The sequence below is a fragment of the Lysinibacillus sp. NPDC096418 genome, assembly GCF_044762775.1.
Lineage (GTDB): Bacteria > Bacillota > Bacilli > Bacillales_A > Planococcaceae > Lysinibacillus.
Genome location: NZ_JBIWEY010000011.1, coordinates 18,699 through 45,394 on the forward strand (window position 1 = coordinate 18,699; position 26,696 = coordinate 45,394).

Genomic DNA, 26,696 nt, shown 5'->3' on the forward strand with positions numbered 1-26,696 from the left:
CATGCAAATCGAAAAAATTCGAGGGCATCAAACAGATCAATTATTTAAAGCTGTGTTAGAGCTTAATGATATTGAAGAATGCTATAAATTTTTTGACGACTTATGTACGATCAGTGAGATCCAATCACTAGCACAACGTTTTGAAGTTGCGCATCTATTACGTTTGAAAAAAACGTATGAATCCATTAAAAAGGAAACAGGTGCAAGTACTGCTACTATTTCACGTGTGCGTCGTTGCTTCGATTATGGGAACGATACGTATGATGAGATGCTCGGGCGTCTATATCCAGATGAAAAGCCATTCCAAGCACCGAAAGAGTAGAATTATAGAATAAGTCATTAGAGAGACTGGGTAGAACTTCTACTCAGTCTTTTTCATTTTTTTGTAGTGTTGGTTCGGCTATACTTATAAACGAATATATATAAATAGAAAAAGCTAGATAGGTGGTATTAATAGATGGAATATTTAGAGTGGAGACATGTGTTCAAACTAGATCCAGCAAAAGAAATCTCAGATGAGGCGTTAGAGAAACTCTGTGAGTCAGGTACCGATGTCATTTTAGTTGGGGGTACAGATGGCATAACACTTGATAATGTACTTGATTTATTAGTGCGTGTACGTCGATTTACGGTACCGATTGCGCTGGAAATTTCAACGATTGAATCGGTGACACCGGGTTATGATTATTATTTCATTCCAACAGTATTAAATAGTGATGACCCAAAATGGATTAAAAACTTACATCACGAGGCGATTAAAGAGTACGGAGATATTATGGTGTGGGAAGAGCTCGTGGCAGAAGGGTATTGTATTTTAAATCCTGATTGTAAAGTAGCAAAACAAACGGGTGCTAATACGGATTTATCAGTAGATGATGTGATTGCTTACGCACGTTTGGCTGAAAACTTCTTTAAACTTCCTGTATTTTATGTAGAATATAGTGGCATGTATGGCGATATTGAAATTGTACGTGCTGTGAAAAATGAATTGAATCACACAAAACTGTTTTATGGTGGAGGCATTACGTCTGCAAAACAGGCAGAGGAGATGGCGAAGTACGCAGATACAGTGATTGTCGGCAATATTATTTATGACGATTTAAAGGCTGCGCTTGCTACTGTTAAGGCTGTAAAAAGTACGATATAATTAAGAACAAACGTTTGTTTATCTTCGTTCATCTAGCACTTTAAAGCTAGTTGAAAGAAGTGAAAGCCCTATGTGCACAATTGCAGGGGAATTTAATAGGTGGTGCGAAATGGAACATATAACGAAAAATTTATTAGCAGGAATGAATCCTGAACAAGAAAAAGCGGTGAAAACTACAGAAGGTCCGCTACTTATTATGGCGGGTGCTGGATCGGGGAAAACACGCGTACTGACGCATCGTATCGCTTATTTAGTGGTTGAGAAAGAAGTCTATCCATCCAAAATTTTAGCCATTACATTTACGAATAAAGCAGCACGTGAAATGCGTGAGCGTATTGACGGCATCCTTGGTAATGGAACTGGCGATAGCATGTGGGTATCAACCTTTCACTCGATGTGTGTACGAATTTTACGCCGTAATATCGATCAAATCGGCATGTCACGTAATTTCTCCATCTTAGATTCTACAGATCAGTTATCCGTTGTGAAAAATGTTTTAAAGGATGAAAATATAGATCCAAAACGTTTTGAGCCTCGAGCAATCTTAAATGCTATTAGTTCAGCGAAAAATGAATGTATTACAGCCGATGAGTTCGCTGCGAATATGAATGAAAACAACCCTTATGAAAAAACAGTTGCGCTCGTTTACAAAGGCTATGAAAAACGACTGCGTCGAAATCAATCACTCGATTTTGATGATTTAATCATGACGACGATTACTTTATTTAAGCGTGTACCTGAAGTATTGGAATACTATCAAAATAAATTTCAATATATCCATGTGGATGAATACCAAGATACGAACAAATCACAGTATTTATTAGTGAAACTATTAGCAAAGAAGTTCCAAAATATTTGTGTAGTAGGGGATTCAGACCAATCCATCTATCGCTGGCGTGGGGCAGATATCGGTAATATTTTATCGTTTGAAAAGGATTATCCGAATGCAAAGGCTATTATGCTTGAGCAAAATTATCGTTCGACAAAGCGCATCCTGCAAGCGGCAAATGACGTCATTCAAAATAATACGACGCGCTATCCGAAGGAGTTGTGTACGGATAATGCTGAAGGCGAAAAAATAGCGATGTACAAAGCATATAATGAGCAGGAAGAAGCGCAGTTTGTCGTGCAAACAATTCAACACTTAATCGACAAAGAAAACCGTTCGCTTGATGATTTTGCGATTCTTTACCGGACGAATGCACAGTCACGTGTTATGGAGGAAGTGCTCGTTAAATCGAACATGACTTATCAAATCGTTGGTGGTACAAAGTTCTATGATCGTAAAGAAATTAAAGACTTACTTGCATATTTACGACTGATTGCGAATAACGATGATGATTTATCACTGGCACGTATTATTAATGAGCCAAAGCGTAGTATTGGTGCCACTTCTTTTGAAAAAATGGCGCGTTATGCAATTGATCAAGATCGTTCAATTTTTGAAGCAATGAATGATTTAATTTTTATGGGGCTAACAGGTAAGGCTGCAGCATCCGCAGAGCATTTTTATGCGATGATTAAAGGCTTCACGGAGATGCAGGAATATCTATCTGTAACAGAGCTAGTGGAGCAAGTGATTGAGAAGTCTGGCTATCGTGCAATGTTACAAAATGAAAAAACGATTGAAGCAGAAAGCCGTTTAGAAAATATAGAAGAGTTTTTATCTGTAACCAAAGCGTTTGAAGAGCGTAGCGAGGATAAATCATTAATTGGCTTTTTAACAGATTTAGCGTTAGTGGCTGATATTGATGCCCTTGATAAAGAAGATACGTCTAAAGGCAGCATCATATTAATGACGATGCATGCTGCAAAGGGATTAGAATTCCCAGTAGTCTTCATTATTGGAATGGAGGAAAATATCTTCCCGCATTCTCGTTCACTTGATGATAACGATGAAATGGAAGAAGAACGTCGCTTGATGTATGTGGGTGTGACACGTGCTGAAGAGCGCTTATATTTAACATGTGCAAGTTCACGAACGATTTTTGGACGCTCAAGTTATAACAATGCATCACGTTTTTTACGTGAAATTTCAGAGGATATTACAGAATCCATTTCTAAAAGTGGTAATAAATCAGATGTGCCGTTTGCATCAAGTAATCGTTCTAATGGCTATAAAAAACGGACAATTGGAGCGGTGCAGCAAACACAACCAGCATCAGCACGTCTGCAAGCCACAGGTGGTGACCAGTTTGGCTGGAAGGCTGGCGATAAGGCGGTCCATAAGAAGTGGGGTACGGGCATGGTCGTTAGTGTCAAGGGTGAAGGCGATGGAACAGAACTTGATATTGCATTCCCACAACCAATTGGTATTAAACGATTACTTGCACAATTTGCCCCAATCGAAAAAGCGTAAGTGGAGGAAACTAAATGAACGACATTGAACAACGCATTGCGGAGTTGAATAAATTATTACATGAGTACGGACATGCATATTATGTGCTTGATAAGCCGGTTGTAGCGGATAGCGTATATGACCAACTACTGCATGAATTAATAGCTCTGGAAGAAGCTAATCCTTCTCTTGTCTACCCCGACTCACCGACGCAACGAGTTGGCGGTGCAGTGGTAGATGGTTTTAAAAAAGTAACACATGATTATCCGATGCTAAGTCTTTCAAATGCTTTTAATGAGGAAGACTTGCGTGAATTTGACCGGAAAATTCGCCAAGCAATCGGTGATAAATTTTCTTATGTATGTGAACTGAAAATCGATGGCTTAGCGATTTCTTTAAAATATGAGAATGGCGTTTTTGTGCAAGGCGCAACACGTGGAGATGGTGTAGTTGGCGAGGATATTACGGCTAATTTGAAGACCATTCATGCGGTACCGCTTCGTTTAAATGAGCCGTTAACGATTGAAGTTCGCGGTGAAGCATATATGCCAAAAAAATCTTTTGACAAGTTGAATGCACAGCGTATTGAAAATGGTGAAGAACTGTTTGCTAATCCACGTAATGCGGCAGCAGGTTCTCTGCGTCAGCTAGACCCTAAAGTTGCTGCTAGTCGTCAGCTAGCCACATTTATCTATGCTATTGGTGGCGACGGTGAAGCATATGGCATCGATGGGCATAGCGAGATGCTTGATTATTTAGAAGGTCTTGGCTTCCCTTCAAATAAAGAACGTCAGCACTGTACATCGATTGAAGAAGTATTAGGCTTTATTGAAAAGTGGACTGAAAAACGACCAGATTTACCATATGAAATCGATGGGATTGTCATTAAAGTCGATCGTTTTGCACAACAAGATGAGCTTGGATATACAGCGAAAAGTCCTCGCTGGGCTATAGCGTATAAGTTTCCTGCAGAGGAAGTTGTGACAACATTACTTGATATTGATTTAACAGTTGGACGTACTGGTGTTGTAACACCAACAGCAATTCTAGCACCCGTACAGGTGGCAGGGACGACTGTGCAACGTGCTTCTCTTCATAATGAAGATTTAATTCGTGAGAAAGATATTCGACTTGGTGATACTGTCATAATCCGAAAAGCGGGGGATATTATTCCACAGGTTGTAGGTGTGCTAGTAGAGCAACGCCCTGAGGATTCTGTCCCTTATGAAATGCCTGCAAATTGTCCAGTATGTAACAGCGAACTAATTCGTATTGAAGGAGAAGTAGCACTACGTTGTGTCAATCCGGCATGCTTTGCTCAAATTGCAGAGAGCATTAAATATTTTGTCTCTCGTAATGCCATGAATATTGACGGGCTTGGTGAAAAGGTTGTTGAACAATTGCTACGTGCTAATTTAATCCATGACGTTTCAGATTTATATCAATTAACGGTTGAACAGCTTATTGAATTAGAGCGTATGGGTGAAAAATCAGCGACGAATTTAGTAAACGCGATTCAAGCATCAAAGGATAATTCAATGGAACGTTTATTGATTGGACTTGGTATTCGTCATGTCGGTGAAAAGGCAGCAAAAATTGTCTCAGAGGAATTTGGAACGATGGAGGCAGTCATGGCTGCGACTGAAGAACAGCTAGTTGCGATCCATGAAATTGGCGATAAAATGGCCTCATCGCTTGTTGAATACTTTGCAAATGAAAATGCACGGGCAGTAATTGCTCGCCTTGCTGAAGTGGGCGTCAATATGACGTATAAAGGCAAAAAGGTCGAAGTAGTTGCAGGTGATAATCCATTTGCAGGCAAAACAATTGTATTGACTGGTAAACTTGAGCAATTGACACGTAACGAAGCAAAAGCGAAAATAGAAGAGTTAGGTGGCATCGTCACAGGAAGTGTCAGCAAAAAGACGGACCTTGTTATTGCAGGTGAGGATGCAGGTTCTAAACTGACAAAGGCAGAGCAACTAGGCATTGAAGTTTGGGACGAAGACCGCCTAATCGAACAACTTTCACAGTAAAAACAGTAAAGGGGTACTAGAAAATGAAGTCATTTCGACTCATTCCGGCATTAGTGGCGGCAGCAATGTTAGTAGGGTGTGTGCCTGCAGCTAAGGAAGATACGGAGCTTGCAAAGGACACGCAGCAGGAAAAAGCAGAGACAACGATTATTCCTAAAGATCAGATAGATGATACTTTTTATAAAACGTTAACTCCCTATAAAGAAAGTGCTAGTCGTGGGTTAATTGTTTCAAATATTTATACGAAGTATGATATCAAGGAAGTAGAGAAAGGCTTAATGCGTCTTTCTCAAAATGAGTTTGATACAGACAATTACTTCTTCCAAGAAGGGCAGTATTTAGCTGAAAGTACAATAACAAAGTACCTTAAGCGCAGTTCTCAAGATGAGGCGGGCTTAAATCCTCCGACAACTGAGTCAATGCCAGCTGAAGAACGTGCAACAAAGGCACCTATTTATTTAGCGCATATTGTCGAGCAAAACTATTTAACAAAAACAAATGATAATAAAGTGAAGTTAGGCGGAATTTCTATTGCCCTTGCCATGAACTCTATTTATTACTATCAAAAAGAGAAATACGGTGAATATTATGAGGAGCCAATTGACGAAGCTGAATTAGTTAAGCAAGGGAAGAAGATGGCTACTGAAATTGTATCTCGTTTACGTTCACGTGATGAGCTAAAGGATGTACCGATTGTCGTTGGATTATATAAGCAACAAGCACGCAATAAGATTATTCCAGGTTCGTATTTCTCTTATGGTGTAGCGAAAGCAGGGCAAAATGATATAGGCGATTGGCAAGGAATTGATGAAGAATATGTAATGTTCCCAACTGATGATTCTAAAGATGTCTACCGGGAAGTAAGCCATAACTTCAAAAACTTTAAGCAAGACGTCGATAAATACTTCTCAAACTATACAAGTGTTGTTGGTACAGGCTTCTATCAGAATAAAAAAATTCAAAAACTTAAGATTGAAATACCTATTCAATTTTTCGGAACTACTGAAGTTATTGGTTTTACCCAATATTTGATGGGCGTACTCATTAAGCAATTCGATAATATTAATGTTGAAGTAAGCATTACGTCGGTTAATGGTCCAGAGGCTTTGATTGTGAAAGAAGCGAATGATCGCGATCCTTTTGTGCATATTTACGAATGGTGAAATATAGTCGGCATTATGCTGACTATATTTTTATGCAATCTCTAGTATGACTGTCATCTTCAATACGCAGTTATAGTAGCGGAAGTTTCCGTAAATTTGGAGAAAGATGTGATTTTTAAGGTGAAAAATGTTATGATTGTTGGCATGGTTAACTTTATTCAGCCCTATTGTTATCAATAAAAATAACGATTTTACCTATATTCAGTCGGTATCGTAATGCCTGCTGATAGAGTAGAACTCAGGCTAAAATCTGGACTCAAATTTGCTGAAGTGAATTTGATGAATATTCGGAGGTGTAAATAATGGCAAAATTAACAAAAGAAGAAGTTAAGCACGTTGCGAATTTAGCACGTCTTGCAATTACAGAGGAAGAGGCAGAGAAATTTGCTGAGCAACTTGGTAAAATTACAGACTTCGCAGAACAATTAAACGAGCTTGATACGACAAATGTTGAACCTACAACACATGTTTTACCACTTGTTAACGTAATGCGTGAAGACGTAGCACACAAAGGTTTAGACCGTGAAGTAATGATGTTAAACGTAAAAGAACAAGAAGATGGTCAAGTAAAAGTACCAGCTATCATGTAATACTAAAATATAGGAGGATTCCTCATGACGTTATTCGAACGTTCAGCAAAAGAGCTACAAGCTGACATACAAGCAGGTAACTTAACAATCGCTGACTTAACAAAAGAAGCATACGAACGCGTAGCAAAGCTTGATGGCGATGTACAAGCATTCCTTGCTCTAAACGAAGAAAAAGCTATTGCACAAGCAGCTATTATGGATGAAGTACCATTCAACGAGCGTGGACCACTTTTTGGTCTTCCTATCGGGGTTAAAGACAACATCGTAACAGAAGGTTTAGAAACAACTTGTGCTTCTAAAATTCTTGAAGGTTTCATGCCGATTTATGATGCAACAGTTGTCCACAAACTACGCCAAGCGGGTATGGTGACAATTGGTAAATTAAACATGGACGAATTTGCAATGGGTTCTTCAAACGAAAACTCATACTATAAAACAACGAAAAACCCTTGGAACTTAAATCATGTACCAGGTGGTTCTTCAGGTGCATCTGCAGCCGCAGTAGCAGCTGGCGAAGTTCCATTCTCACTTGGTTCTGATACAGGTGGTTCTATCCGTCAACCAGCAGCATATTGCGGCGTTGTAGGGATGAAACCTACATATGGTCGTGTATCTCGTTCTGGTCTAGTGGCTTTCGCATCTTCTTTAGACCAAATCGGACCGATTACACGTAATGTAGAAGATAATGCACTTTTACTTGAAGCGATCGCAGGCATAGATCCGAACGATTCAACTTCAGCAAACGTAGAAGTACCAAACTATGCAGCAGCTTTGACTGGCGACATTAAAGGCTTACGCATCGCAGTACCTAAGGAATTCCTTGGCGAAGGTGTTGGCGAAGCAGCGAAGCAATCAGTACTAGATGCATTAGAAGTACTAAAATCTTTAGGTGCAACAGTAGAAGAAGTTTCTCTTCCTCATTCTAAATATGCACTTGCAGCTTACTATATTCTTTCTTCTTCTGAAGCGTCTTCTAACCTTTCTCGTTTCGACGGTATCCGTTACGGTTTCCGTGCTGAAAATGTAGATAACTTATTAGACCTTTATAAAGAAACACGCGCGCAAGGCTTCGGTGACGAAGTAAAACGTCGTATCATGCTTGGAACGTATTCACTTTCAGCAGGTACTTATGATGCTTACTACAAAAAAGCACAACAAGCACGTACGCTTATCAAAGCAGACTATGACAAAGTTTTCGAAGACTATGACGTAATCATCGGGCCAACTACACCAACACCAGCATTCAAGATTGGTGAAAATGTAGACGATCCAATGACAATGTACGCAAATGATATTTTAACAATTCCTATGAACTTAGCGGGTGTACCTGCAATTTCAATTCCATGTGGTATTGAAAATGGTCTACCACTAGGTTTACAAATTATCGGTAAACACTTCGATGAAGAAACAATTTACCGTACAGCTCATGCTTTCGAACAAGCAACTGAGTTCCATAAACAAGTTCCTCAAATTTGGGAGGGAAAATAACATGAACTTTGAAACAGTTATTGGTTTAGAAGTACACGTTGAGTTAAAAACAAACTCGAAAATCTTCTCTTCAGCACCTGCTCACTTCGGTGCTGAGCCAAATACAAATACAACAGTAATCGACCTAGGTTACCCTGGTGTCCTTCCTGTATTAAATAAAAACGTAGTAGATTTCGCGATGCGTGCTGCACTTGCACTTAACATGGAAATCGAACAAGAAACAAAATTTGACCGTAAAAACTACTTCTATCCGGATAATCCGAAAGCATACCAAATTTCACAATTTGATAAGCCAATCGGTAAAAACGGTTGGGTTGATATTGAAGTAGACGGTTACACAAAACGTATTGGTATTACACGTCTTCACATGGAAGAAGATGCTGGTAAACTTTCACACGCTGGTGACCACTCATTAGTTGACTTTAACCGTCAAGGTACTCCACTTGTTGAAATCGTATCTGAGCCAGATATCCGCACACCAAACGAAGCATATGCATATCTTGAAAAAGTAAAATCAATCATCCAATATACAGATGTTTCTGACTGTAAAATGGAAGAGGGTTCTTTACGTTGTGACGCGAACATTTCAATCCGTCCGTACAGTCAAGAAGAGTTCGGTACAAAAACAGAGCTTAAAAACCTTAACTCATTCAACTTTGTACGCCGTGGCTTAGAGCACGAAGAATTACGTCAAGCAGACGTATTACTTTCAGGCGGCGTGATCGAGCAAGAAACTCGTCGTTTCGATGAGAAAACAGGAAAAACAATTCTTATGCGTGTCAAAGAAGGAACAGACGATTACCGTTACTTCCCAGAGCCAGACTTAGTGCGTCTTTCAATTGACGACGAGTGGCTTGAGCGTGTACGTGCTGAAATTCCTGAACTTCCAGATGCTCGTAAAAAGCGTTATGTTGAAGAATTAGGCTTAACAGATTATGACGCAGGCGTACTTGTTCTTTCTAAAGAAATCTCTGACTTCTTTGAAGGTATGGTAGCAGCTGGCGCTGACGCAAAACTTTCTGCAAACTGGTTAATGGGTGATGTTTCTGCTTACCTAAACGCAGAACAAAAAGATCTTAAAGATACTGCTTTAACACCGGAAAACCTTGCAGGTATGGTGAAATTAATCGCGAACGATACGATCTCATCTAAAATCGGTAAAAAAGTATTTGCCGAATTAGTTGTAAATGGTGGTTCTGCAGATGAAATCGTTAAAGCAAAAGGGTTAGTACAAATTTCTGACGAAGGTGCATTATTAGCTATCGTTTCAGAAGTATTAGATAACAACCCACAATCTATCGAAGACTTCAAAAATGGTAAGGATCGTGCAATTGGCTTCCTAGTTGGTCAAATTATGAAAGCAACTAAAGGTCAAGCGAACCCTCCGATGGTCAATAAATTACTACAACAAGAGATTGCTAAACGCTAATCACTTGTTCATTGAAAAAAGCCAAGAGAGCAAAATTGCTTTCTTGGCTTTTTCTATACAACAAAGAAGCTAAAGAAATGTGTATACTAACTAATATAGTGAGAGACTACATTTAATAGTTGTCTAAATTGCGTATTCATAGCAAAATATAGAATAGATGTACTATTTGATTTCTAGGGGGAATGAAGTAAGATGAAAACTGAGCAAACATATTTTAATGAAGCAATTTCAATTCAACAATATATGGACAATATGTCTACTTTAAAAGAGGAGAGCTTCCGTATTTACGATGGCTTTGAAGTGCCGACGAATGATGGCTTCATCGAGTTGTTAAAGGAAAAGCAACCAAAGATTTTAACAATTACAGAAGATTGGTGCGGAGATGCTATGTTAAATAACGCGATTATTCGACGTGTAGCAGAAGCGGCTGATTTGGACATGCGTACAGTATTACGCGACGCGGATACAGATTTAATTGATCGTTATTTAACAAATGGTGGTCGCGCTATTCCAATTTATGTATTATTAGATGAAGCAGGACAAGTAATCTGTAAATGGGGCCCTCGAGCGCCAGAACTACAAGAAAACGTTGTAAATAAGCGCGCTAGCTTACCGGATAAAGAAGATCCGGCGTTTGAAGAAGCACAAAAAGCATTGTATGCTGAAATTCGTGAAGAAAGTATTTCAAATAAAGAGTTTTGGACATTTGTTTACGAAGATTTCAAACAACAAATAACATCAGCATTACGCTAACAGTCGCGCAACATTTCTACGCGAAATGCGTTTAAAGAATATAATCTTATGAAGCAGGAAGGTATGTTATGAAAAGAGCAAGAATCATTTATAACCCTACATCTGGACGTGAAGCTTTTAAAAAGCATTTACCAGAAGTGTTGGAAAAACTAGAGGTAGCAGGCTATGAAACATCTTGTCACGCAACAACTTGTGAAGGCGATGCGACCAATGCGGCAAAAGTTGCAGTAGAGCGTGGTTTTGATATTGTTATTGCAGTTGGTGGTGATGGTACGCTAAATGAAGTTGTTGCTGGCGTTAGTCAGTTTGAAAACCGACCTAAACTCGGTTTGATACCTATGGGGACGACAAACGACTTTGCACGTGCGGTTCATATTCCACGCAATATTGATGAAGCGATCGATATTATTATTAAGGGGGACACGTTACCTGTCGATGTTGGATTATTAAATGGAGAACGCTATTTCATTAATATCGCTGCAGGTGGTCGTATTACAGAGCTATCTTATGAAGTACCGAGCAAAATGAAAACAATGCTTGGACAGTTAGCTTACTATCTTAAAGCCGTCGAAATGATTCCATCCATCAAAGCGACACATATGCGTATTGAATACGATGATGAAGTGTTTGATGGCGATACAATGATGTTTTTATGTGGTCTAACGAATTCAGTTGGTGGCTTTGAAAAACTTGCCCCTGATGCGAGCATTAACGATGGCTTGTTTACATTAATTGTGGTGAAAAAAGTGAGCCTACCTGAATTCGTTCAACTTGCAGCTATGGCATTGCGCGGCGAGCATTTAAAAGATGACCGCGTGATTTATAAAAAAGCTCGTTTTGTAAAAGTAACGTCGCAGGATGAAGTACATTTAAATTTAGATGGAGAGTACGGTGGTGATGCACCGGCAACATTTGAGAATTTAAAACGACATATTGAAATTTTTGTACCGATACATGATATTCGTGAAGAAGATCGTGTGGAAAATTTCCAAAATGAGTAATTGTGAAATAAATAAGTGAAGAGTTTGACAAATGTACGTATATTAGTTGAACAAATATTGAAACCTTTATAATGGGCCGGATTTTCGGTCCATTATAAAGGTTTTTTTTATATCAATAGTGGAAAATGTAGGTATAAAAAGGAAAGGAAGTGTTGCATTTGTATAAAGCGCAAGAAAAGAAGCTGATGTGGCTGAGCTTTGGAGTTGCAATTATTATGCTACTTTCCATACTCGGCAAAATATTTGGAAGTTAGGAGTGGGAAATGATGGTCAATGATTCAGCAGTCTTTTGGAGTAGAGCGTTAACGGAGTTGACTTTATCGTTTCATATTATCTATGCAACGATAGGTGTTGGTGTACCACTTATGATTATGATTGCACAGTGGACAGGATACAAAAACAATGATGAGCACTATATTTTATTGGCAAGAAGATGGGCGCGTGGATTTGTTATTACCGTTGCTGTTGGGGTCGTAACTGGAACAGCCATTGGTTTGCAATTATCACTGCTATGGCCAAATTTTATGCAGCTTGCCGGTCAAACGATTGCATTACCACTTTTCATGGAAACATTCGCATTCTTCTTTGAAGCGATATTCTTAGGAATTTACTTATATACTTGGGATCGATTTGATAGTCAAAAGAAACACATGCTTCTGCTCATTCCAGTAGCAATAGGTGCTTCGATGTCTGCGGTATTTATTACAATCGTGAATGCGTTCATGAATGCACCACAAGGTTTTGATATTGTAGATGGTCAGCTCGTTAACATCCAACCGTTTTTAGCGATGTTTAACCCAGCGATGCCGACAAAAGTGGCGCATGTACTAGTAACTGCCTATATGACATCGGCATTTGTGTTAGCAGCAATTGCAGGTTATCGGATGTTGAAAGGCTCCGATCATGTTTATCATAAGAAAGCCTTGTTGTTATTAATGAAAATTGGATTGGTATTCTCTATTGCATCAGCCATTATTGGTGACTTCTCGGGTAAATATTTAGCAGAATATCAACCAGAAAAATTAGCGGCAGCGGAATGGCATTTTGAAACAGAAGATAAAGCATCGCTTGTGTTGTTTGGTATTATGCAAGACGGAGAAGTGAAGTATGAAATTAGAGTGCCTTATGCCCTAAGTATTCTTGCGCATAATAATCCGATGGCAGAAGTAATTGGGTTAGACCAATTTGCAGAAGAAGATATACCTCCACTCTATATTCACTATCTATTCAATATCATGGTGTTTATAGGGATGTTCATGGTACTTGTCTCACTACTTTATGTTGTAGGTAAAGCACGTGGTTGGAAGTTTATTCATGCTCGTTGGTATAGATGGATTATCGTTGCAGGCGGTCCACTTTCAATTATCGCGATTGAAGCGGGTTGGTGGCTTGCAGAGGTTGGGCGTCAGCCGTGGATTTTATATGGCTTAATGCGCACGCCAGAAGGTGCAACGACAAGTAATCATGTCGATTTAATGATGCTGTTATTTACAGGTGTTTATACTGTACTTGGAATTGGTAGTGTCATCGTACTTATTCGTATGTTTAAAAAGAATCCAATTGAGCGTGAAATTGAAGATCGCCAAACTGAAAAAGGTGGTGACATCGTATGACGTTAGAAGTTCTAGGAATATCAGTGCTGTGGATTTTCTTATTTGGTTATGTGATTGTCGCATCGATTGATTTTGGAGCAGGGTTCTTTAATGCTTATAGTTTGGTAGTTGGGAAAAATCATATTTTGACGAACATTATTCAACGGTATCTATCACCGGTTTGGGAAGTAACGAACGTCTTTTTAGTTTTCTTCTTCGTAGGGATTGTAGGATTCTTCCCGCAAACTGCATTTTACTACGGCACAATTTTGCTCGTACCAGTTAGTATCTCACTTGTATTACTGGCGATTCGTGGCTCATATTATGCGTTTGAATCATATGGTTCACGTGGTCATAAAGGATATGCTTTAACTTATGGGATTGCAGGATTACTAATCCCAGCATCATTTTCTGTCGTATTTGCCATTGCAGGCGGTGGTTTTGTAGATATGGTGAATGGGCAACCAGTACTCGATTATTGGGCGTTGTATACGAGCCCTTATGCATGGAGTATCGTTGTGTTGAGCATTGCTGCAGTACTCTATATTTCAGCAGTATTCCTCACGTGGTATGCACATAAAGCGAAAGATACGAAAGCGACTATACTAATGCGAAAGTACGCACTTATCTGGGCAGCGCCATTAATGGTTAGTGCGCTCGGCATTATATACGAAATGAAAGTCATTAACCCAGAGAGCTACGACAATATGGTTAAGTTATGGTGGTTGTTTGCCATTTCAGCAATCCTCTTTGTCATTACTGTTGTACTTCTATGGATGAAGAAAAACTACGGTTTGGCAGTGGGATTACTAATTGCACAATTCGCCTTCGCGTTCTTCGCCTACGGTATTGCGCAATATCCGTATTTACTATATCCATATTTAACAATTTACGATAGCTTCACAAGTACACAAATGGCGATTGCGTTAGTCATCGTATTTATTCTTGGGTTATGTCTATTAATACCTTCTTTATATTTACTGTTGAAATTATTCTTGTTCAACAAAGATTACTTAACAGGAAAAAAAGACAATCATGCATAGGAGGTAGTAGGGATGAATAACTTCATCATTTTTTATGCGCCATTTATTGTGGTCATTTTAGGTATTGCAGTTGCCTTCTGGTGGGCACCAAAAGATTCACATGCTACGAAAAAAGAGTAACAAATAAAAGAATGGACTATCCTAAAAGTCAATTTGAATGACTTTAAGGGTAGTCCATTTTCTTGATTTTTATAACTTGAATTTCTGTACGAGTATTTGAAGTTCATGTGCATTTGTGCTGAGTTCTTTTGATACATCATCTATTTGATGTGTTGTATTAGATTGCTCTTCTGTTGTCGCAGCGATTTGAGCAAAGTTTGCAGAAGTTTGCTCGGTGTTATAGGCAATTTCATTGACTGAAGCAGATACTTCCTCTGCGCTTGCTGAAATTTGTTGGGACGTTGCTGAAATGTCTTCAACCTGATCTGTAATGGATGCAATATTTGTTGAAATCGCAGTAAATGCTTCTCCAGCATGTTCAATCATATGGACCCCTTCAATTACAGAATGGAGACCATCTTTAACAGCCTGATCCACATTTTTAGCATCGTTTTGAATATTAATAGTTAGCTGGACAATCTGTGTAGCGGATTGCTTAGACTGCTCTGCTAACTTTCGTACTTCATCTGCAACGACAGCAAATCCTTTCCCATGTTCACCTGCTCGTGCAGCTTCAATAGCAGCATTTAAAGCAAGTAAGTTTGTCTGTTCACTAATTTCTGTGATGGCGTTCGTAATTTGATTGATTTCCTCAGATTGTTTATTTAACTGATTTGTTAGTTCGGAAACGAGCGTTGTAGAGTCGTGGATTACTTGCATTTGAGAGCGAGCCTTCTCCACCGTTTCAACCCCATTTGATGCTTTATTCGACGTATTCATAGCGTTTTGGTGAAGTACTTGCGTAGACTCAGCAATGCGCTGAACGCCAGTAGCTGTTTCTTCCATCGAAAGTGCACTTTCCTTGGCTGCTGTGGTCATCGTCAACGCCATTTTTGATGTTTGATTTATACGTTCGACAATATCTCTTGAAGCGGCGGACATTTCAGTTGTATTCGTTGATAATTGCTTAGCTGAAGAGGTTAAATCGCCAGTGTTATCTTGAATGTTTCGAATAACAAGTTGGAAGTTTTGTTTCATTTTATTAAAGGCATCGGATAAATCACCAATTTCATCCTTTTTCTCGTGATGATAATCTGGAATTGATAGATCACCATCTGCAAGTGTTTTAGCTGCATCCCCCACACGCTTTAGTGGTGCTGTAATCTGACGACGCACGAAAATCATCAAGAGTGTCGCGATAATAATTGTCAGCACAATACAACCAATGGCTAAATATATAGAAAATGAGGCGATGCTTTTGGTGCTAGTTATAATATGTTCGAGCTCATTTGGCATGTCTTTATCGATTTGCTGTTGCACACTATAATCAGTAATGGCCGTTTCTACTTTTTCACCAACTCGATAAAATTGGACAGACATGGTGATAAGTGATATGTATAAAATTGCAGACAATGTTAAAAAACCGAAGTTCAGTCTCTTTCGAACGGACATCATAAACATCTCCTTGCGTTATTTTAGTATAATTATAGCACAAGTACTGTGTAAACTATTTCCAAATAATATGAATGAATATAAATTCATTATTTGTGGCTCTTCACTTAATGGTGGGGTTGATATTTTAAATAAAGTGTTTGTTGATTGGAGTGGAACCAATGTGGCTCCTTGGGGATTAGTGAACTGCACCACAAAGATCGTCACATATAAGACCCTGGAGCGAGTGAAGCGGCTTATCAGGAAACACGCAGTCGTAAGGGAGATCAAACCCTAGTTATGGTGATGAGCTTTATTTGTGAGATTAGGCGTTTAGGAGATGACATTTCACGCGTGCATGCTACAATAGAAGAATTGAAATGGAGGATTTACGTATGTCAGCACCCGTAAAAAAGAATGATCGACTAACAGTTTATATAGAAGATTTAACGCATGACGGTAATGGCGTTGCCAAAATCGATGGCTATCCGTTATTTATTCAAGGTGCACTTCCCGATGAAACAGCTGAAGTGCATGTTTTGAAAACATTAAAGAACTATGGCTTTGCCAAAATTGTAGAAATCGTCACACCTTCACCAGATAGAGTGGAAGCACCTTGTGAATATTTCTCACAATGTGGTGGTTGCCAACTACAACATCTGTCTTACGAAGGACAGCTGAAATGGAAAGAGAACATGGTGCGTAACGTCATGCAACGTATCGGCAAAATCGACGCGCCTGTATTACCAGTAAAAGGGATGGAAGAGCCTTGGCAGTACAGAAACAAAGCGCAAATTCCATTCTCAAAAGATGAAGCGGGACAAGCAATTGCCGGATTCTACAAAACAAAATCTCATACAATTGTGGATATGGAACGCTGTCTGATTCAAACTGGAGAAGCGGATGCCATTCTCGCTGATTTGAAAAAAGAATTATCTGCAATCGGTATTCGTCCATATAATGAAGGAACGCATGAGGGGATGCTACGTCATGTAATTGTTCGTAAAGCGCGTGCAACTGGTGAGGTCATGGTCGTACTTGTGACGAAAAAGAAAAAATTCCCACAAGCAAAAGCAGCTGTTGCGACAATTCAAAAGCTCGTACCGAATGTCACATCAATCATGCAAAATATAAATTGCGATAAAACAAACGTTATCTTTGGTGAGGAAACATTAAACCTTTGGGGCAATGATGTCATTATCGATACGATTGGTGGTATTCGCTTTGAAATTTCTGCTCGTTCTTTCTACCAAGTGAATCCAATTCAAACAGAAGTACTGTATCAGCAAGCGTTAGATTACGCGGATTTACAAGGGAATGAGCGGGTAATTGACGCATATTGTGGAATCGGAACAATTTCATTATTTTTAGCACAAAAAGCCAAAGCTGTTATGGGCGTTGAAATTGTACCGCAAGCCATTGAAGATGCAAAACGTAACGCCGAACTAAACGGCTTTACGAACACATACTTTGAAGCAGGTCCAGCAGAAGAAGTCATTCCTCGTTGGTATAAAGAAGGTAAGGAAGCAGACGTACTTGTAGTTGATCCACCACGCAAAGGTTGTGATGAGGCATTATTGACAACGATCCTTGAACAACGACCTAAACGAGTTGTCTACGTTTCATGTAACCCGGGTACACTTGCTCGTGATCTTCGTATTCTAGAGGATGGCGGCTACAAAACACAGGAAATACAGCCAGTTGATATGTTCCCACACTCGACACATGTGGAGGTTGTTACGGAACTAACTCTAAAGGAGCGATCATAATGGACGCAGCAAAAAAATGGCTCTCTATCCCGAAGGATATTAGAGAAATGCTCGTAAAAAACGTATTTTGTGGCAATTGTGGTGTAACGACAATTGTGAAGTACACGATACAAGAGGGAGAATATGCCCCTGTATTGAAGGGGAAATGCAAGACTTGTGGTAGGGATGTTGCTCGGGTGATTGATTAGTAAATGATAGAACTCTGAAAGGATGGAGTGAATATTCAATCCTTTTTGTGTAAGCATGGAAGGGTTTTTTATTTTTCACAAATTAAAAATGTCCAAATGTACTTGTGTTTGATAATAAGTTATTAAGCATGGTAAAAGTGTAAAAGAAGTGGAACATTTTTTTGACCGAGAGTTTTTAGTTGTATCCCGTAATGAGAGGATTTGGATTTGAATATGACAGAAAATTTTTGGCGTGATTTACCGCGACCATTTTTTGTACTTGCACCAATGGAAGATGTGACGGATGTTGTTTTTCGTCATGTTGTAAGTAAAGCAGGTCAACCGGATGTATTTTTCACAGAGTTTACAAACTCAGATAGTTATTGTCATCCAGAGGGCATGAAAAGTGTGCGTGGTCGTTTAATTTTCACGGAAGATGAACAGCCAATGGTGGCACATATTTGGGGGGATAATCCCGAATATTTCCGTCAAATGAGTATTGGTATGGCAGAACTAGGATTTAAAGGCATCGATATTAATATGGGTTGCCCTGTTCCAAATGTGGCGTCGAGAGGGAAAGGTAGTGGGCTTATTCTGCGCCCAGACGTTGCAGCAGAGCTTATTCAAGCTGCAAAGGCGGGCGGACTGCCTGTCAGCGTGAAAACACGACTTGGCTTTAAAGAAGTAAATGAGTGGGAGGAGTGGCTAACGCATATTTTAGAACAGGATATTGCGAACCTTTCAATTCATTTACGTACAAGAAAGGAAATGAGCCAAGTAGATGCGCATTGGGAGCTAATTCCGGAAATCAAAAAATTACGTGACCGTATCGCACCAAATACGCTATTAACAATCAATGGCGACATTCCTGACCGTAAGACTGGCCTAGAGCTTGCTGAAAAATATGGTATTGATGGCGTGATGATCGGGCGCGGTATTTTTAAAAACCCGTTTGCTTTTGAAAAAGAGCCAAAAGAGCATAGCAGTAAAGAGTATCTTGATCTTTTAAGACTGCAGCTTAATCTTCAAGATCAGTATGCGGAAGTACTACCACGACCAATCACAGGACTTCATCGCTTTTTCAAAATTTATGTTAAAGGATTCCGTGGAGCGGGTGAATTAAGAAATCAATTGATGAACACGAAATCAACAGATGAGGTGCGTGCAGTGCTCAATAACTTTGAATCAAACAATGTTGATTGACGGTGAACGGTAGAATGATGTAACAGCAAAAAAGTTAGAGCTTATTAAAAATAAAACAGATAAGAAGATATAAAACAAACAGGTGGAGTCGCTTTTCAATTCAGCTCCACCTGTTACTGTAATATCACTACAGCCATATATAATATTAGTTTTTTTCGAATTTTACTTTTTTATCAGTAATATCCAACCAAACTCCTATTAAACCGACAATTAATATAATGATTCCATAAATATTATTGTTACCGAAAAATGTATGATAGCAACCCATTCCTGTCATTAAATAAGCTAAGGGTGCCAAGAAAATACGCTTCATTAGAAAAGTACCTCCCATAGTTTTTATGAATATTATAACAAGATATGGTATAATACGGGTTATTTACGCTGGGTTGGACAGATAAAATAGATAGTTATTGCATGAATAAATAAGTTATGCTTTCTGTTGAGAAGATATCTTTGTTTACTCATGCTTAAAAAAGGTGATTTAGAGACTGCGAGCGAAACTATATAATTAAAAATAGATAACCATTATTTAAAGTGCATTAGCATTTTAAGTAATGGTTTTTTTTTATTAAAACATTGTCACTCCACTTCAAATTATAAAATTACGCTGAAGATATGTTTTTTCCTTTACATGAGTTCATATATATATTGTAAAAACTAATAGGAGTAGTGATCATTGGACAAACAAAATAGCAGATATAGATGGATTGTATTTGTTGCTGTATTGTTTACTTATTTGTTAATGGCGAGTCAACGGACTGCTCCAGGGTTGATTACGGACCAATTGATGAAGGATTTTAATGTAACAGCTTCAACAATTGGATTACTGACGAGTATACAATTTTTTGTATACACGAGTCTGCAAATTCCAATGGGGATTTTAGCTGATCGTTATGGGCCAAATTTTTTTCTAATTATCGGTGCCACACTTACAGGTTTAGGTACAATTATTTATAGCCTTGGTACACACGAGTTCATCCTGTTTTTTGCCAGAATACTAACAGGGATAGGGGATGCGACCATATGGGTGAATATGGTGTTAATTTTGGCTCAGTGGTTTCATAAGAAGGAATTTGTTCGATTAATAGGCCTTGCGGGCATGACAGGAAGTCTTGGTTTCTTATTGGCGACAGTCCCTTTTTCCGCATGGATACAGTTACTTGGTTGGCGGACAGCTTTTTTTTCAGCTGGGCTACTATTATGTTTATGTGGCTTACTTCTTTATTTTGTCCTTATAAAAAGAACGAAACAAATCTTTTTGGATGAGCCAGTAGTTGCAACAGAAGAAGTACAACGTGAAAAACCATTAGTTTTACTACGAAGAATTTTTTCAAATCGGCAAGCATGGGCTCTATTTTTTTGTCATTTTGGAGTAGTCGGCGGTTATGTAGGGTTTATCAGTTCGTGGGCAGTACCGTATGGGATGAATATGTATGAAATGACACGGTCAGATGCAAGCCAGATGATTATGATTGGTCTTATCGGGGCACTTATTGGAGCGCCTCTATCTAGTTGGATTTCAAGCCGGCTAGAAACAATAAAAAGGCCATATATTGTCGTTCATATCACGGTTTTACTGGGGTGGTTTTCTTTCCTTTTATGTAATGGGCAACCATCATTGTTCTTATTAATTATTCTTTACTTTATTATCGGCTTTGGGTATGGGGCAAGTGCATTAACTTTTGCAGGTGTTCGTCAATCTTTCCCTATAAAAGAATCGGGCATTGTTTCTGGATTTGCGAATACGGGTGGATTTCTAAGTGCTGTATTGCTACCAATCATTTTCGGATTTATATTAGATCATTACCAAGCTACTTCGGGCAATCAAGCTGATGGATACTATTATGGTTTCATCATACCGGTAATTTTCTCCATCATCGGGTTGATTGGCGTTATTTCATTTAAGGAAAAGCGCCAGGAAACAGGGCCTAAGAAGAATACTAGCATAACTTAAACGGTACTTTGTGAAGTAATGATATGTTTTAATTCAAGAGTTTAAACAAACTATTGAAAACGTCAAAATAAAATCGTGGCCATCGAGGAAATAAAAATAAGCAGGCGTAAAGAGCATGGAAGCAAAGCGACCATTCTTTACACCTGTTTTTTGCATTTTCAACCTACTTTACAACGTATACAAAAACAGTAAGAAGTTAGGTATAATTATAAATTGAGAAAAGATATGAAGTTTTCTTCGAGCGCTTGAAATTTTAATAAAGAATGATTAGAAGGCATTAAATTATAATTGGTTAAAGATACATAATGAGTAGAGTGAAGCCTGTAATGAAAGGAAGACAAACCTGCTTTGACAAATAAAAATAAAACGGTCGTCCGTTCGATGGACATCTTAAATCTATTTATCGATCATACTGAACTGTCATTTCAAGAAGTAATTGAGCTATCAGGAATTCCTAAAACCACGGCTTTCCGAATGTTAAAATCATTTGAGGAAATGGAGTTTTTGGAAAAGGGCACTGATGCAAAATATAGGTTGGGTATTCTGTTCCTCAAATTTGGTCACCTAGTTTCCATACGCTTAGATGTACGGAAAATTGCGTATCCAATTATGAACGAGCTACACAATGACGTAGAAGAAGCGATTAATTTAATCGTTCGTGATGGGAACGAAGCTATGTATATCGAGAAAGTGGATACAAAGCAAAAAGTTCGACTCTATACAGCAATCGGTAGAAAAAGTCCGCTTTATGCAGGAGCATGCTCTCGTGCTATCTTATCCTTCTTACCGGATGCTGAAATAAAGGAATATCTAGAATCAATCAATCTTGAATCATTTGCAATGGGGACGATTACAGATATAGAAAAGCTCTATGAAACGGTTGTACAAGCGAGAGAACTTGGCCATACCATCAGCCATTCAGAATTAGAAAATCATACATCTGCTATTGCAGCGCCGATTTTCGATCATAAAGGAGAAGTCATTGCAGCGATGAGTATCGCAGGACTAGCAACCAATTATCAAGAAGAAAATGTTGAAATATTCGTTGAGAAACTTAAGAAGGCTACCGCAGAAATTTCTAAACAAATGGGTTGTAAACAGTTTTAAAAGAGGTGTCTCAAAAGTCATTTGAGACACTTTTTTCGAGCTGAAATCGCTGGTTTTTACTCAATAGATTTACTCTTATTCGTTCATCACCAAAGAAGAGGATGCCGTTTTATTGAACAATGTATTGAATTTAGAATGTTCATTGATTGGAGCGAGCTTTAGGGGAACGAACGCTAAAAGCATCACGTCCTGTGACAACGCCTTCGCGACCAACATCCTGTAGCTGACGCTTTGCTTTCGCTATACAAAACATCTGTTGCCCGAAGCGACTCATCAGACGCGCCCCGAAACGCGCTCAGTTGGAACGGAAATCAACCCCAAGTTATGGTGATGAACTTCTTTTTACTTACAGTTGATGTAATCTTTTTAAACGGAGCCCGAATGCCAATTCATTAATTTCCTTCTCTTGATGAATTAATGCCCACTGCGCTTCTTCAAGCGTGACCTCTTTAAAATATACCTGACCATTTGCTTGCATTTGTGCTAAGGATGGTAAATCCGCAGAAATCACTTGCCCTATTTTAGGATATCCACCGGTCGTTTGACGATCCGCCATTAAAATAATAGGCTGCCCACTAGAAGGCACCTGAATCGTTCCAAATGTAACACCTTCGGATAATAACTCAAACGGCTCTTTTAAGTGGATGTCTTCCCCTTCCAATCTATAGCCCATTCGATCTGAATGTGTTGAGATAGTGTAAGGTGTTGAAAAGAATTTTTTAAAACTATCTTCATCAAAACGATCATATTCAGAGCCTCTAATGAAGCGAATTGTTTGAGTTTTTTTTAATGTAACAAAGGGTGTGTAATGAACCGACCAAGATAGGTAATTGGTTTTCTTTTGTAATTGATTAAAAAGATCTTCTCCTGATTCTGTACGTGTATTGCACTCAAAAACATCATTCTTTTCCAGTTTTCTACCTTGAAAGCCACCAATTCCAGCACGTATGTAGGTACTTTTACTACCCATTACTTTGGGTACTTGTATGCCTCCACTAAATGATACATAGGCCCGGCTGCCATTAATTGCAGCATTAAATTTTAAAACTGATCCTTTTCGAATTAAAAGTGGTTGCCACATAGGTATTACTTTTCCATCTACTGTAGGTTGTAGATTTCCACCTGTAATAGCAATCAGTTCATCACTTTCAAATAATAGGCTAGTACCGAAAAGTGTCACCTCTAGAGCGCCTTCTCCTTCAGGATTTCCAACGAGTAAATTCGCAATTCGTAAGGAATTTGAATCCATTGCCCCTCCTACGATAACACCAAACTTCTGAAGTCCGTATCTTCCTAAGTCTTGAATGGTTGCCAGCATACCTGGTTGTTTTACCCTTACACCCATGTTTTCATCTCCCAATCGCTCGTATATTCCTCCAATGAAATTGGCACAAATTTAATTCGATCACCCGGCTGTAATAAGGTCGGGGGAGATTGTTCAGGGAGAAATAAACGAGAAGGTGTTCGTCCGATGATTTGCCATCCACCTGGAGTTTCTAATGGGTATATTCCAGTTTGATTTCCTGCAATTCCAACTGATCCCGGAGCTATTGCTAAACGTGGTGTTTCTTTACGTGGCGTTGCAATTTGTTTGTCCATTCCGCCCATAAATGGGAAGCCTGGAGCAAAGCCTAACATATAGACAAGATATTCAGCAGAAGAGTGGATTTTAATAACCTCACTTGGTGTTAAACCATTATAAGAAGCTACAAATTCTAAATCTGGGCCCATCTCACCACCATATGCTACAGGTATCTTTACAACACGATCATTCACCACTTCAGTTATGTAAGACTGATTCATTAAGGAAAGGATCTTTGCTTTCGCATTTTCGTAAGGCGTTTTTACACCTTTCTCTAAATTTGAAAAGTAGACATCAATCGGATTGTAATAAACTGTAACACTGTTATAGGCAGGTACAGCCTCGACAAATCCACTAAATGGATGATTCTCTAATAAATTTAATATGTTCTTTACTCTTTTATGCGCTGCTTCATTGATTCCCTCACCGACTTGAATAACAAGTGCAGAATCATTTAGAGGCCTTATTTGTACATGTTCTTTTAAATTTGGCATGAAAACCACCTCCTTAAGTTTCGTAATTCGGTATACAAGTTTTAAATAATGGATTATTAATATTATATTTTAACGATAAACAAAAACAAGTTGAATTTTAATAAAAGTGGAAAAATTGCATTATTTCTTAAGATTTAAAAATTATCCTTTCCTACAATAATAAAATATGCTAAGATTTTTTTACATTTCAAAACTTAAGTTCCGAATATCGGTATCAAATATTTGGAAACGCATTCATATTAATGTGTTAGTGAAAAGAAAAATGGGGGGAAGAAGATGTTTCGTGTTGATTTAAACTGTGATTTAGGGGAAAGTTTTGGTCGTTACCAACTTGGAGAGCAAGAGGAAATCCTGAAATATGTAACATCTGCTAATATTGCTTGTGGTTTTCATGGGGGAGATCCAACTGTCATGCGAGAAACAGTTAAGCTAGCGGTTGCTAATGGTGTGAAAATTGGGGCACATCCGGGATTACCTGATTTAAATGGCTTTGGACGACGTGAGATGAACATCACGCCACAGGAGGCCTACGATATGGTCGTTTATCAAGTTGGGGCATTGCAAGGTTTTTTAACAATACATAATGAAACGATGCAGCATGTTAAGCCCCATGGAGCGCTTTATAATATGGCAGCTAAAGACCAAGCGATTGCTGAGGCAATTGCACAAGCTGTTTATGATATTTCACCTTCAATTGTGTTATTCGGTCTATCAGGTAGTGAGCTAACTAAAGCCGGAGAAAAAATTGGGCTTCAAACAGCTCATGAAGTGTTTGCAGATCGTACCTATCAGCAGGATGGTTCATTAACATCTCGTAAACAAGCGGATGCATTAATTACGGATAATGGACAAGCTGTAGGGCAGGTTGTGAAGATGGTGAAAGAAGGAAAAGTACAGTCACAGCAGCAAATCGAAGTCTCTCTACAGGCAGATACTGTTTGTATTCATGGAGACGGGGAACATGCTGTAGAATTCGCAAAAGATATTTACGCAAAACTAGCGGAGCAGCAAATATCTGTACGTGCAATCAAGGAGGACCTCAATGGGAGCTAATAAAATCGAAGTGAGTACAAAAGAAATTGAACAAAAGAAAAAAAGTAAATTTGTGAAAAAAACAGCAAGTAAAAGTGTATTACTAGGAGCCGCATTTTTAATGGCTACCTCATCTATCGGACCTGGTTTTTTAACACAAACAACAATATTTACACAGCAATTAGCTGCTAGTTTCGGATTTGTTATTTTAATCTCTTTAATTCTAGATATTGTCGCACAGGTTAACGTTTGGCGAATCATTGCTGTTTCTGGTATGCGTGGGCAAGAAATTGCCAATAAGGTATTGCCAGGATTAGGTGTTGTGCTTGCCATTATGATCGTTATTGGTGGTTTAGCATTTAATATTGGGAACGTCGCTGGAGCTGGTCTAGGGCTAAATGCCATGATTGGTTTAGATCCTATTACCGGAGCGGTTGTAAGTGCACTGTTTGCAGTTTTTATCTTTGTTTATAAAGAAGCAGGGAAGGCAATGGATAAAGTTGCACAATTGGCTGGCGGTATTATGATTCTGCTGATGCTATTTGTTGCTTTTAAAACATCACCACCTGTAGGAGAAGCGATTGCGAGTACCTTTATGCCTCAAGAAATTAGCTGGTTTGCGATTGTGACTTTGGTTGGTGGATCAGTTGGAGGATACATTACATTTGCTGGTGGTCATCGCCTTTTAGATGCAGGCATTAAAGGACAAGAATCTTTACCAGAAGTAACAAAAAGTTCTGTAACAGGGATTTTGATTACAGGTGTGATGCGTGTTGCGTTATTCTTAGCGGTTCTTGGCGTCGTTTCACAAGGTTTAGCGATTGATCCTGATAATCCACCTGCATCTGTTTTCCAACTTGCAGCGGGTGATATTGGTTATCGCATGTTTGGTATGATTATGTGGGCAGCTGCGATTACTTCTGTCGTAGGTGCGGCTTATACATCGGTTTCATTTATTCGTTCATTCCATCCAAAGATTGAAAAATATCACAATTGGGTGATTATTGCATTTATCATCGTTTCAACGGGAACTTTTGCATTAATCGGAAAGCCTGTCAATGTGTTAATTATTGTAGGGGCATTAAATGCACTGATTTTACCATTGGCACTTACGATTATATTAATTGCGGCACATAAAAAAGACATTGTGGGTACATATAAACATCCTCGTTGGTTAACAGTTACAGGCGCAATCGTAGTTGTTCTTATGGGATATTTAAGCGTTATTACACTAATGGAACAAATGCAAAAATTATTTAGTTAATCTACGAACCATCC

At 38.8% G+C, this 26,696-nt stretch carries 25 protein-coding genes; 20 read left to right on the forward strand and 5 right to left on the reverse strand.

Annotation, left to right across the window (positions count from 1 at the left end):
* The first annotated feature begins 1 nt into the window (after position 1).
* From ACIQZG_RS10780 to cydS, 13 genes are all read left to right on the forward strand, one after another.
* Positions 2 to 322 (forward strand): YerC/YecD family TrpR-related protein, encoded by a 321-nt coding sequence (locus tag ACIQZG_RS10780; RefSeq protein WP_010857147.1) that lies wholly within the window; start codon positions 2 to 4, stop codon positions 320 to 322.
* 135 nt (positions 323 to 457) lie between these two features.
* Complete coding sequence (pcrB, locus tag ACIQZG_RS10785; protein WP_402755188.1) at positions 458 to 1,147, forward strand: heptaprenylglyceryl phosphate synthase; 690 nt, start codon at positions 458 to 460, stop codon at positions 1,145 to 1,147.
* A gap of 109 nt (positions 1,148 to 1,256) precedes the next feature.
* Positions 1,257 to 3,506, forward strand: a complete 2,250-nt coding sequence (gene pcrA, locus ACIQZG_RS10790) for a DNA helicase PcrA (protein ID WP_402755189.1) — start codon at positions 1,257 to 1,259, stop codon at positions 3,504 to 3,506.
* Positions 3,507 to 3,520: 14 nt separating this feature from the next.
* Positions 3,521 to 5,521 (forward strand): NAD-dependent DNA ligase LigA, encoded by a 2,001-nt coding sequence (gene ligA / locus ACIQZG_RS10795; protein ID WP_402755190.1) that lies wholly within the window; start codon positions 3,521 to 3,523, stop codon positions 5,519 to 5,521.
* 23 nt (positions 5,522 to 5,544) lie between these two features.
* Complete coding sequence (locus ACIQZG_RS10800) at positions 5,545 to 6,684, forward strand: CamS family sex pheromone protein (protein ID WP_402755191.1); 1,140 nt, start codon at positions 5,545 to 5,547, stop codon at positions 6,682 to 6,684.
* Between the two features lie 302 nt (positions 6,685 to 6,986).
* Positions 6,987 to 7,274 carry an Asp-tRNA(Asn)/Glu-tRNA(Gln) amidotransferase subunit GatC gene (gatC, locus tag ACIQZG_RS10805; protein ID WP_053581921.1) on the forward strand — a complete coding sequence of 96 codons (288 nt, stop codon included), beginning with the start codon at positions 6,987 to 6,989 and terminating at the stop codon, positions 7,272 to 7,274.
* A gap of 24 nt (positions 7,275 to 7,298) precedes the next feature.
* Positions 7,299 to 8,762, forward strand: a complete 1,464-nt coding sequence (gatA, locus tag ACIQZG_RS10810) for an Asp-tRNA(Asn)/Glu-tRNA(Gln) amidotransferase subunit GatA (protein ID WP_402755192.1) — start codon at positions 7,299 to 7,301, stop codon at positions 8,760 to 8,762.
* A gap of 1 nt (position 8,763) precedes the next feature.
* On the forward strand, positions 8,764 to 10,191 hold the full coding sequence (gatB, locus tag ACIQZG_RS10815) for an Asp-tRNA(Asn)/Glu-tRNA(Gln) amidotransferase subunit GatB (RefSeq protein ID WP_402755193.1): 1,428 nt from the start codon (positions 8,764 to 8,766) through the stop codon (positions 10,189 to 10,191).
* Positions 10,192 to 10,383: 192 nt separating this feature from the next.
* Positions 10,384 to 10,944, forward strand: coding sequence for a thioredoxin family protein (locus tag ACIQZG_RS10820; RefSeq protein ID WP_402755194.1), 561 nt, complete (start codon positions 10,384 to 10,386; stop codon positions 10,942 to 10,944).
* 68 nt (positions 10,945 to 11,012) lie between these two features.
* Entirely contained in the window at positions 11,013 to 11,945 is a 933-nt protein-coding gene (locus tag ACIQZG_RS10825) for a diacylglycerol kinase (RefSeq protein ID WP_402755195.1), read from the forward strand.
* A gap of 266 nt (positions 11,946 to 12,211) precedes the next feature.
* On the forward strand, positions 12,212 to 13,558 hold the full coding sequence (locus tag ACIQZG_RS10830; protein WP_402755196.1) for a cytochrome ubiquinol oxidase subunit I: 1,347 nt from the start codon (positions 12,212 to 12,214) through the stop codon (positions 13,556 to 13,558).
* Positions 13,555 to 14,580: a cytochrome d ubiquinol oxidase subunit II gene (locus ACIQZG_RS10835; RefSeq protein WP_402755197.1), complete on the forward strand. Its 1,026-nt coding sequence runs from the start codon at positions 13,555 to 13,557 to the stop codon at positions 14,578 to 14,580. The genes ACIQZG_RS10830 and ACIQZG_RS10835 overlap by 4 nt, the downstream gene beginning before the upstream one ends.
* A 12-nt stretch (positions 14,581 to 14,592) precedes the next feature.
* Positions 14,593 to 14,700 carry a cytochrome bd oxidase small subunit CydS family protein gene (gene cydS, locus ACIQZG_RS10840; protein ID WP_402755198.1) on the forward strand — a complete coding sequence of 36 codons (108 nt, stop codon included), beginning with the start codon at positions 14,593 to 14,595 and terminating at the stop codon, positions 14,698 to 14,700.
* Positions 14,701 to 14,769: 69 nt separating this feature from the next.
* Here cydS and ACIQZG_RS10845 read toward each other — a convergent pair whose 3' ends face one another.
* The gene (locus ACIQZG_RS10845; protein ID WP_402755199.1) at positions 14,770 to 16,131 is read right to left on the reverse strand and encodes a methyl-accepting chemotaxis protein; all 1,362 of its coding nucleotides are present in this window, start codon (positions 16,129 to 16,131) and stop codon (positions 14,770 to 14,772) included.
* Positions 16,132 to 16,505: 374 nt separating this feature from the next.
* On the opposite strand from ACIQZG_RS10845, the gene rlmD reads away from it, so the two are divergent.
* The 3 genes from rlmD (at position 16,506) to ACIQZG_RS10860 (ending at position 19,249) form a co-directional block, all read left to right on the forward strand.
* A complete protein-coding gene (rlmD, locus tag ACIQZG_RS10850; protein WP_402755200.1) occupies positions 16,506 to 17,879 on the forward strand; it encodes a 23S rRNA (uracil(1939)-C(5))-methyltransferase RlmD in 1,374 nt (457 codons plus the stop codon).
* Positions 17,879 to 18,067 (forward strand): hypothetical protein, encoded by a 189-nt coding sequence (locus ACIQZG_RS10855; RefSeq protein ID WP_132363450.1) that lies wholly within the window; start codon positions 17,879 to 17,881, stop codon positions 18,065 to 18,067. Before rlmD ends, ACIQZG_RS10855 begins: the two co-directional genes overlap by 1 nt.
* A gap of 213 nt (positions 18,068 to 18,280) precedes the next feature.
* Positions 18,281 to 19,249: a tRNA dihydrouridine synthase gene (locus ACIQZG_RS10860; RefSeq protein ID WP_402755201.1), complete on the forward strand. Its 969-nt coding sequence runs from the start codon at positions 18,281 to 18,283 to the stop codon at positions 19,247 to 19,249.
* 145 nt (positions 19,250 to 19,394) lie between these two features.
* Here ACIQZG_RS10860 and ACIQZG_RS10865 read toward each other — a convergent pair whose 3' ends face one another.
* Entirely contained in the window at positions 19,395 to 19,562 is a 168-nt protein-coding gene (locus ACIQZG_RS10865; RefSeq protein WP_402755202.1) for a hypothetical protein, read from the reverse strand.
* A gap of 363 nt (positions 19,563 to 19,925) precedes the next feature.
* Between ACIQZG_RS10865 and ACIQZG_RS10870 the strand changes: the two genes are divergently transcribed.
* Together ACIQZG_RS10870 and ACIQZG_RS10875 are read left to right on the forward strand one after the other, a co-directional pair.
* Complete coding sequence (locus ACIQZG_RS10870; protein WP_402755203.1) at positions 19,926 to 21,203, forward strand: MFS transporter; 1,278 nt, start codon at positions 19,926 to 19,928, stop codon at positions 21,201 to 21,203.
* A gap of 348 nt (positions 21,204 to 21,551) precedes the next feature.
* Positions 21,552 to 22,310: an IclR family transcriptional regulator gene (locus tag ACIQZG_RS10875; RefSeq protein WP_402755204.1), complete on the forward strand. Its 759-nt coding sequence runs from the start codon at positions 21,552 to 21,554 to the stop codon at positions 22,308 to 22,310.
* 139 nt (positions 22,311 to 22,449) lie between these two features.
* Here ACIQZG_RS10875 and ACIQZG_RS10880 read toward each other — a convergent pair whose 3' ends face one another.
* The 3 genes from ACIQZG_RS10880 to pxpB form a co-directional block, all read right to left on the reverse strand.
* Positions 22,450 to 22,584 carry a hypothetical protein gene (locus ACIQZG_RS10880; RefSeq protein WP_402755205.1) on the reverse strand — a complete coding sequence of 45 codons (135 nt, stop codon included), beginning with the start codon at positions 22,582 to 22,584 and terminating at the stop codon, positions 22,450 to 22,452.
* 72 nt (positions 22,585 to 22,656) lie between these two features.
* A complete protein-coding gene (locus ACIQZG_RS10885) occupies positions 22,657 to 23,655 on the reverse strand; it encodes a 5-oxoprolinase subunit C family protein (protein ID WP_402755206.1) in 999 nt (332 codons plus the stop codon).
* The gene (pxpB, locus tag ACIQZG_RS10890; protein WP_402755207.1) at positions 23,646 to 24,386 is read right to left on the reverse strand and encodes a 5-oxoprolinase subunit PxpB; all 741 of its coding nucleotides are present in this window, start codon (positions 24,384 to 24,386) and stop codon (positions 23,646 to 23,648) included. Before pxpB ends, ACIQZG_RS10885 begins: the two co-directional genes overlap by 10 nt.
* Before the next feature lie 276 nt (positions 24,387 to 24,662).
* Here pxpB and pxpA point away from each other — a divergent pair, with 276 nt between their 5' ends.
* Positions 24,663 to 25,439 (forward strand): 5-oxoprolinase subunit PxpA, encoded by a 777-nt coding sequence (gene pxpA / locus ACIQZG_RS10895; protein ID WP_402755208.1) that lies wholly within the window; start codon positions 24,663 to 24,665, stop codon positions 25,437 to 25,439.
* Positions 25,440 to 25,464: 25 nt separating this feature from the next.
* A complete protein-coding gene (locus ACIQZG_RS10900) occupies positions 25,465 to 26,682 on the forward strand; it encodes an NRAMP family divalent metal transporter (RefSeq protein WP_402755258.1) in 1,218 nt (405 codons plus the stop codon).
* Positions 26,683 to 26,696 lie beyond the last annotated feature (14 nt).

Coding starts and splice junctions, on each gene's coding strand:
- ACIQZG_RS10855 (WP_132363450.1), top strand. CDS start 17,879: ATGGACGCAGCAAAAAAATGGCTCTCTATCCCGAAGGATATTAGAGAA.
- gatC (WP_053581921.1), top strand. CDS start 6,987: ATGGCAAAATTAACAAAAGAAGAAGTTAAGCACGTTGCGAATTTAGCA.
- pxpB (WP_402755207.1), bottom strand. CDS start 24,386: ATGCCAAATTTAAAAGAACATGTACAAATAAGGCCTCTAAATGATTCT.
- ACIQZG_RS10800 (WP_402755191.1), top strand. CDS start 5,545: ATGAAGTCATTTCGACTCATTCCGGCATTAGTGGCGGCAGCAATGTTA.
- ACIQZG_RS10820 (WP_402755194.1), top strand. CDS start 10,384: ATGAAAACTGAGCAAACATATTTTAATGAAGCAATTTCAATTCAACAA.
- ACIQZG_RS10780 (WP_010857147.1), top strand. CDS start 2: ATGCAAATCGAAAAAATTCGAGGGCATCAAACAGATCAATTATTTAAA.
- pcrB (WP_402755188.1), top strand. CDS start 458: ATGGAATATTTAGAGTGGAGACATGTGTTCAAACTAGATCCAGCAAAA.
- ACIQZG_RS10830 (WP_402755196.1), top strand. CDS start 12,212: ATGGTCAATGATTCAGCAGTCTTTTGGAGTAGAGCGTTAACGGAGTTG.
- gatB (WP_402755193.1), top strand. CDS start 8,764: ATGAACTTTGAAACAGTTATTGGTTTAGAAGTACACGTTGAGTTAAAA.
- ACIQZG_RS10845 (WP_402755199.1), bottom strand. CDS start 16,131: ATGTCCGTTCGAAAGAGACTGAACTTCGGTTTTTTAACATTGTCTGCA.
- rlmD (WP_402755200.1), top strand. CDS start 16,506: ATGTCAGCACCCGTAAAAAAGAATGATCGACTAACAGTTTATATAGAA.
- ligA (WP_402755190.1), top strand. CDS start 3,521: ATGAACGACATTGAACAACGCATTGCGGAGTTGAATAAATTATTACAT.
- cydS (WP_402755198.1), top strand. CDS start 14,593: ATGAATAACTTCATCATTTTTTATGCGCCATTTATTGTGGTCATTTTA.
- pxpA (WP_402755208.1), top strand. CDS start 24,663: ATGTTTCGTGTTGATTTAAACTGTGATTTAGGGGAAAGTTTTGGTCGT.
- ACIQZG_RS10885 (WP_402755206.1), bottom strand. CDS start 23,655: ATGGGTGTAAGGGTAAAACAACCAGGTATGCTGGCAACCATTCAAGAC.
- ACIQZG_RS10825 (WP_402755195.1), top strand. CDS start 11,013: ATGAAAAGAGCAAGAATCATTTATAACCCTACATCTGGACGTGAAGCT.
- gatA (WP_402755192.1), top strand. CDS start 7,299: ATGACGTTATTCGAACGTTCAGCAAAAGAGCTACAAGCTGACATACAA.
- ACIQZG_RS10880 (WP_402755205.1), bottom strand. CDS start 22,584: ATGAGTCGCTTCGGGCAACAGATGTTTTGTATAGCGAAAGCAAAGCGT.
- ACIQZG_RS10865 (WP_402755202.1), bottom strand. CDS start 19,562: ATGAAGCGTATTTTCTTGGCACCCTTAGCTTATTTAATGACAGGAATG.
- ACIQZG_RS10835 (WP_402755197.1), top strand. CDS start 13,555: ATGACGTTAGAAGTTCTAGGAATATCAGTGCTGTGGATTTTCTTATTT.
- ACIQZG_RS10860 (WP_402755201.1), top strand. CDS start 18,281: ATGACAGAAAATTTTTGGCGTGATTTACCGCGACCATTTTTTGTACTT.
- pcrA (WP_402755189.1), top strand. CDS start 1,257: ATGGAACATATAACGAAAAATTTATTAGCAGGAATGAATCCTGAACAA.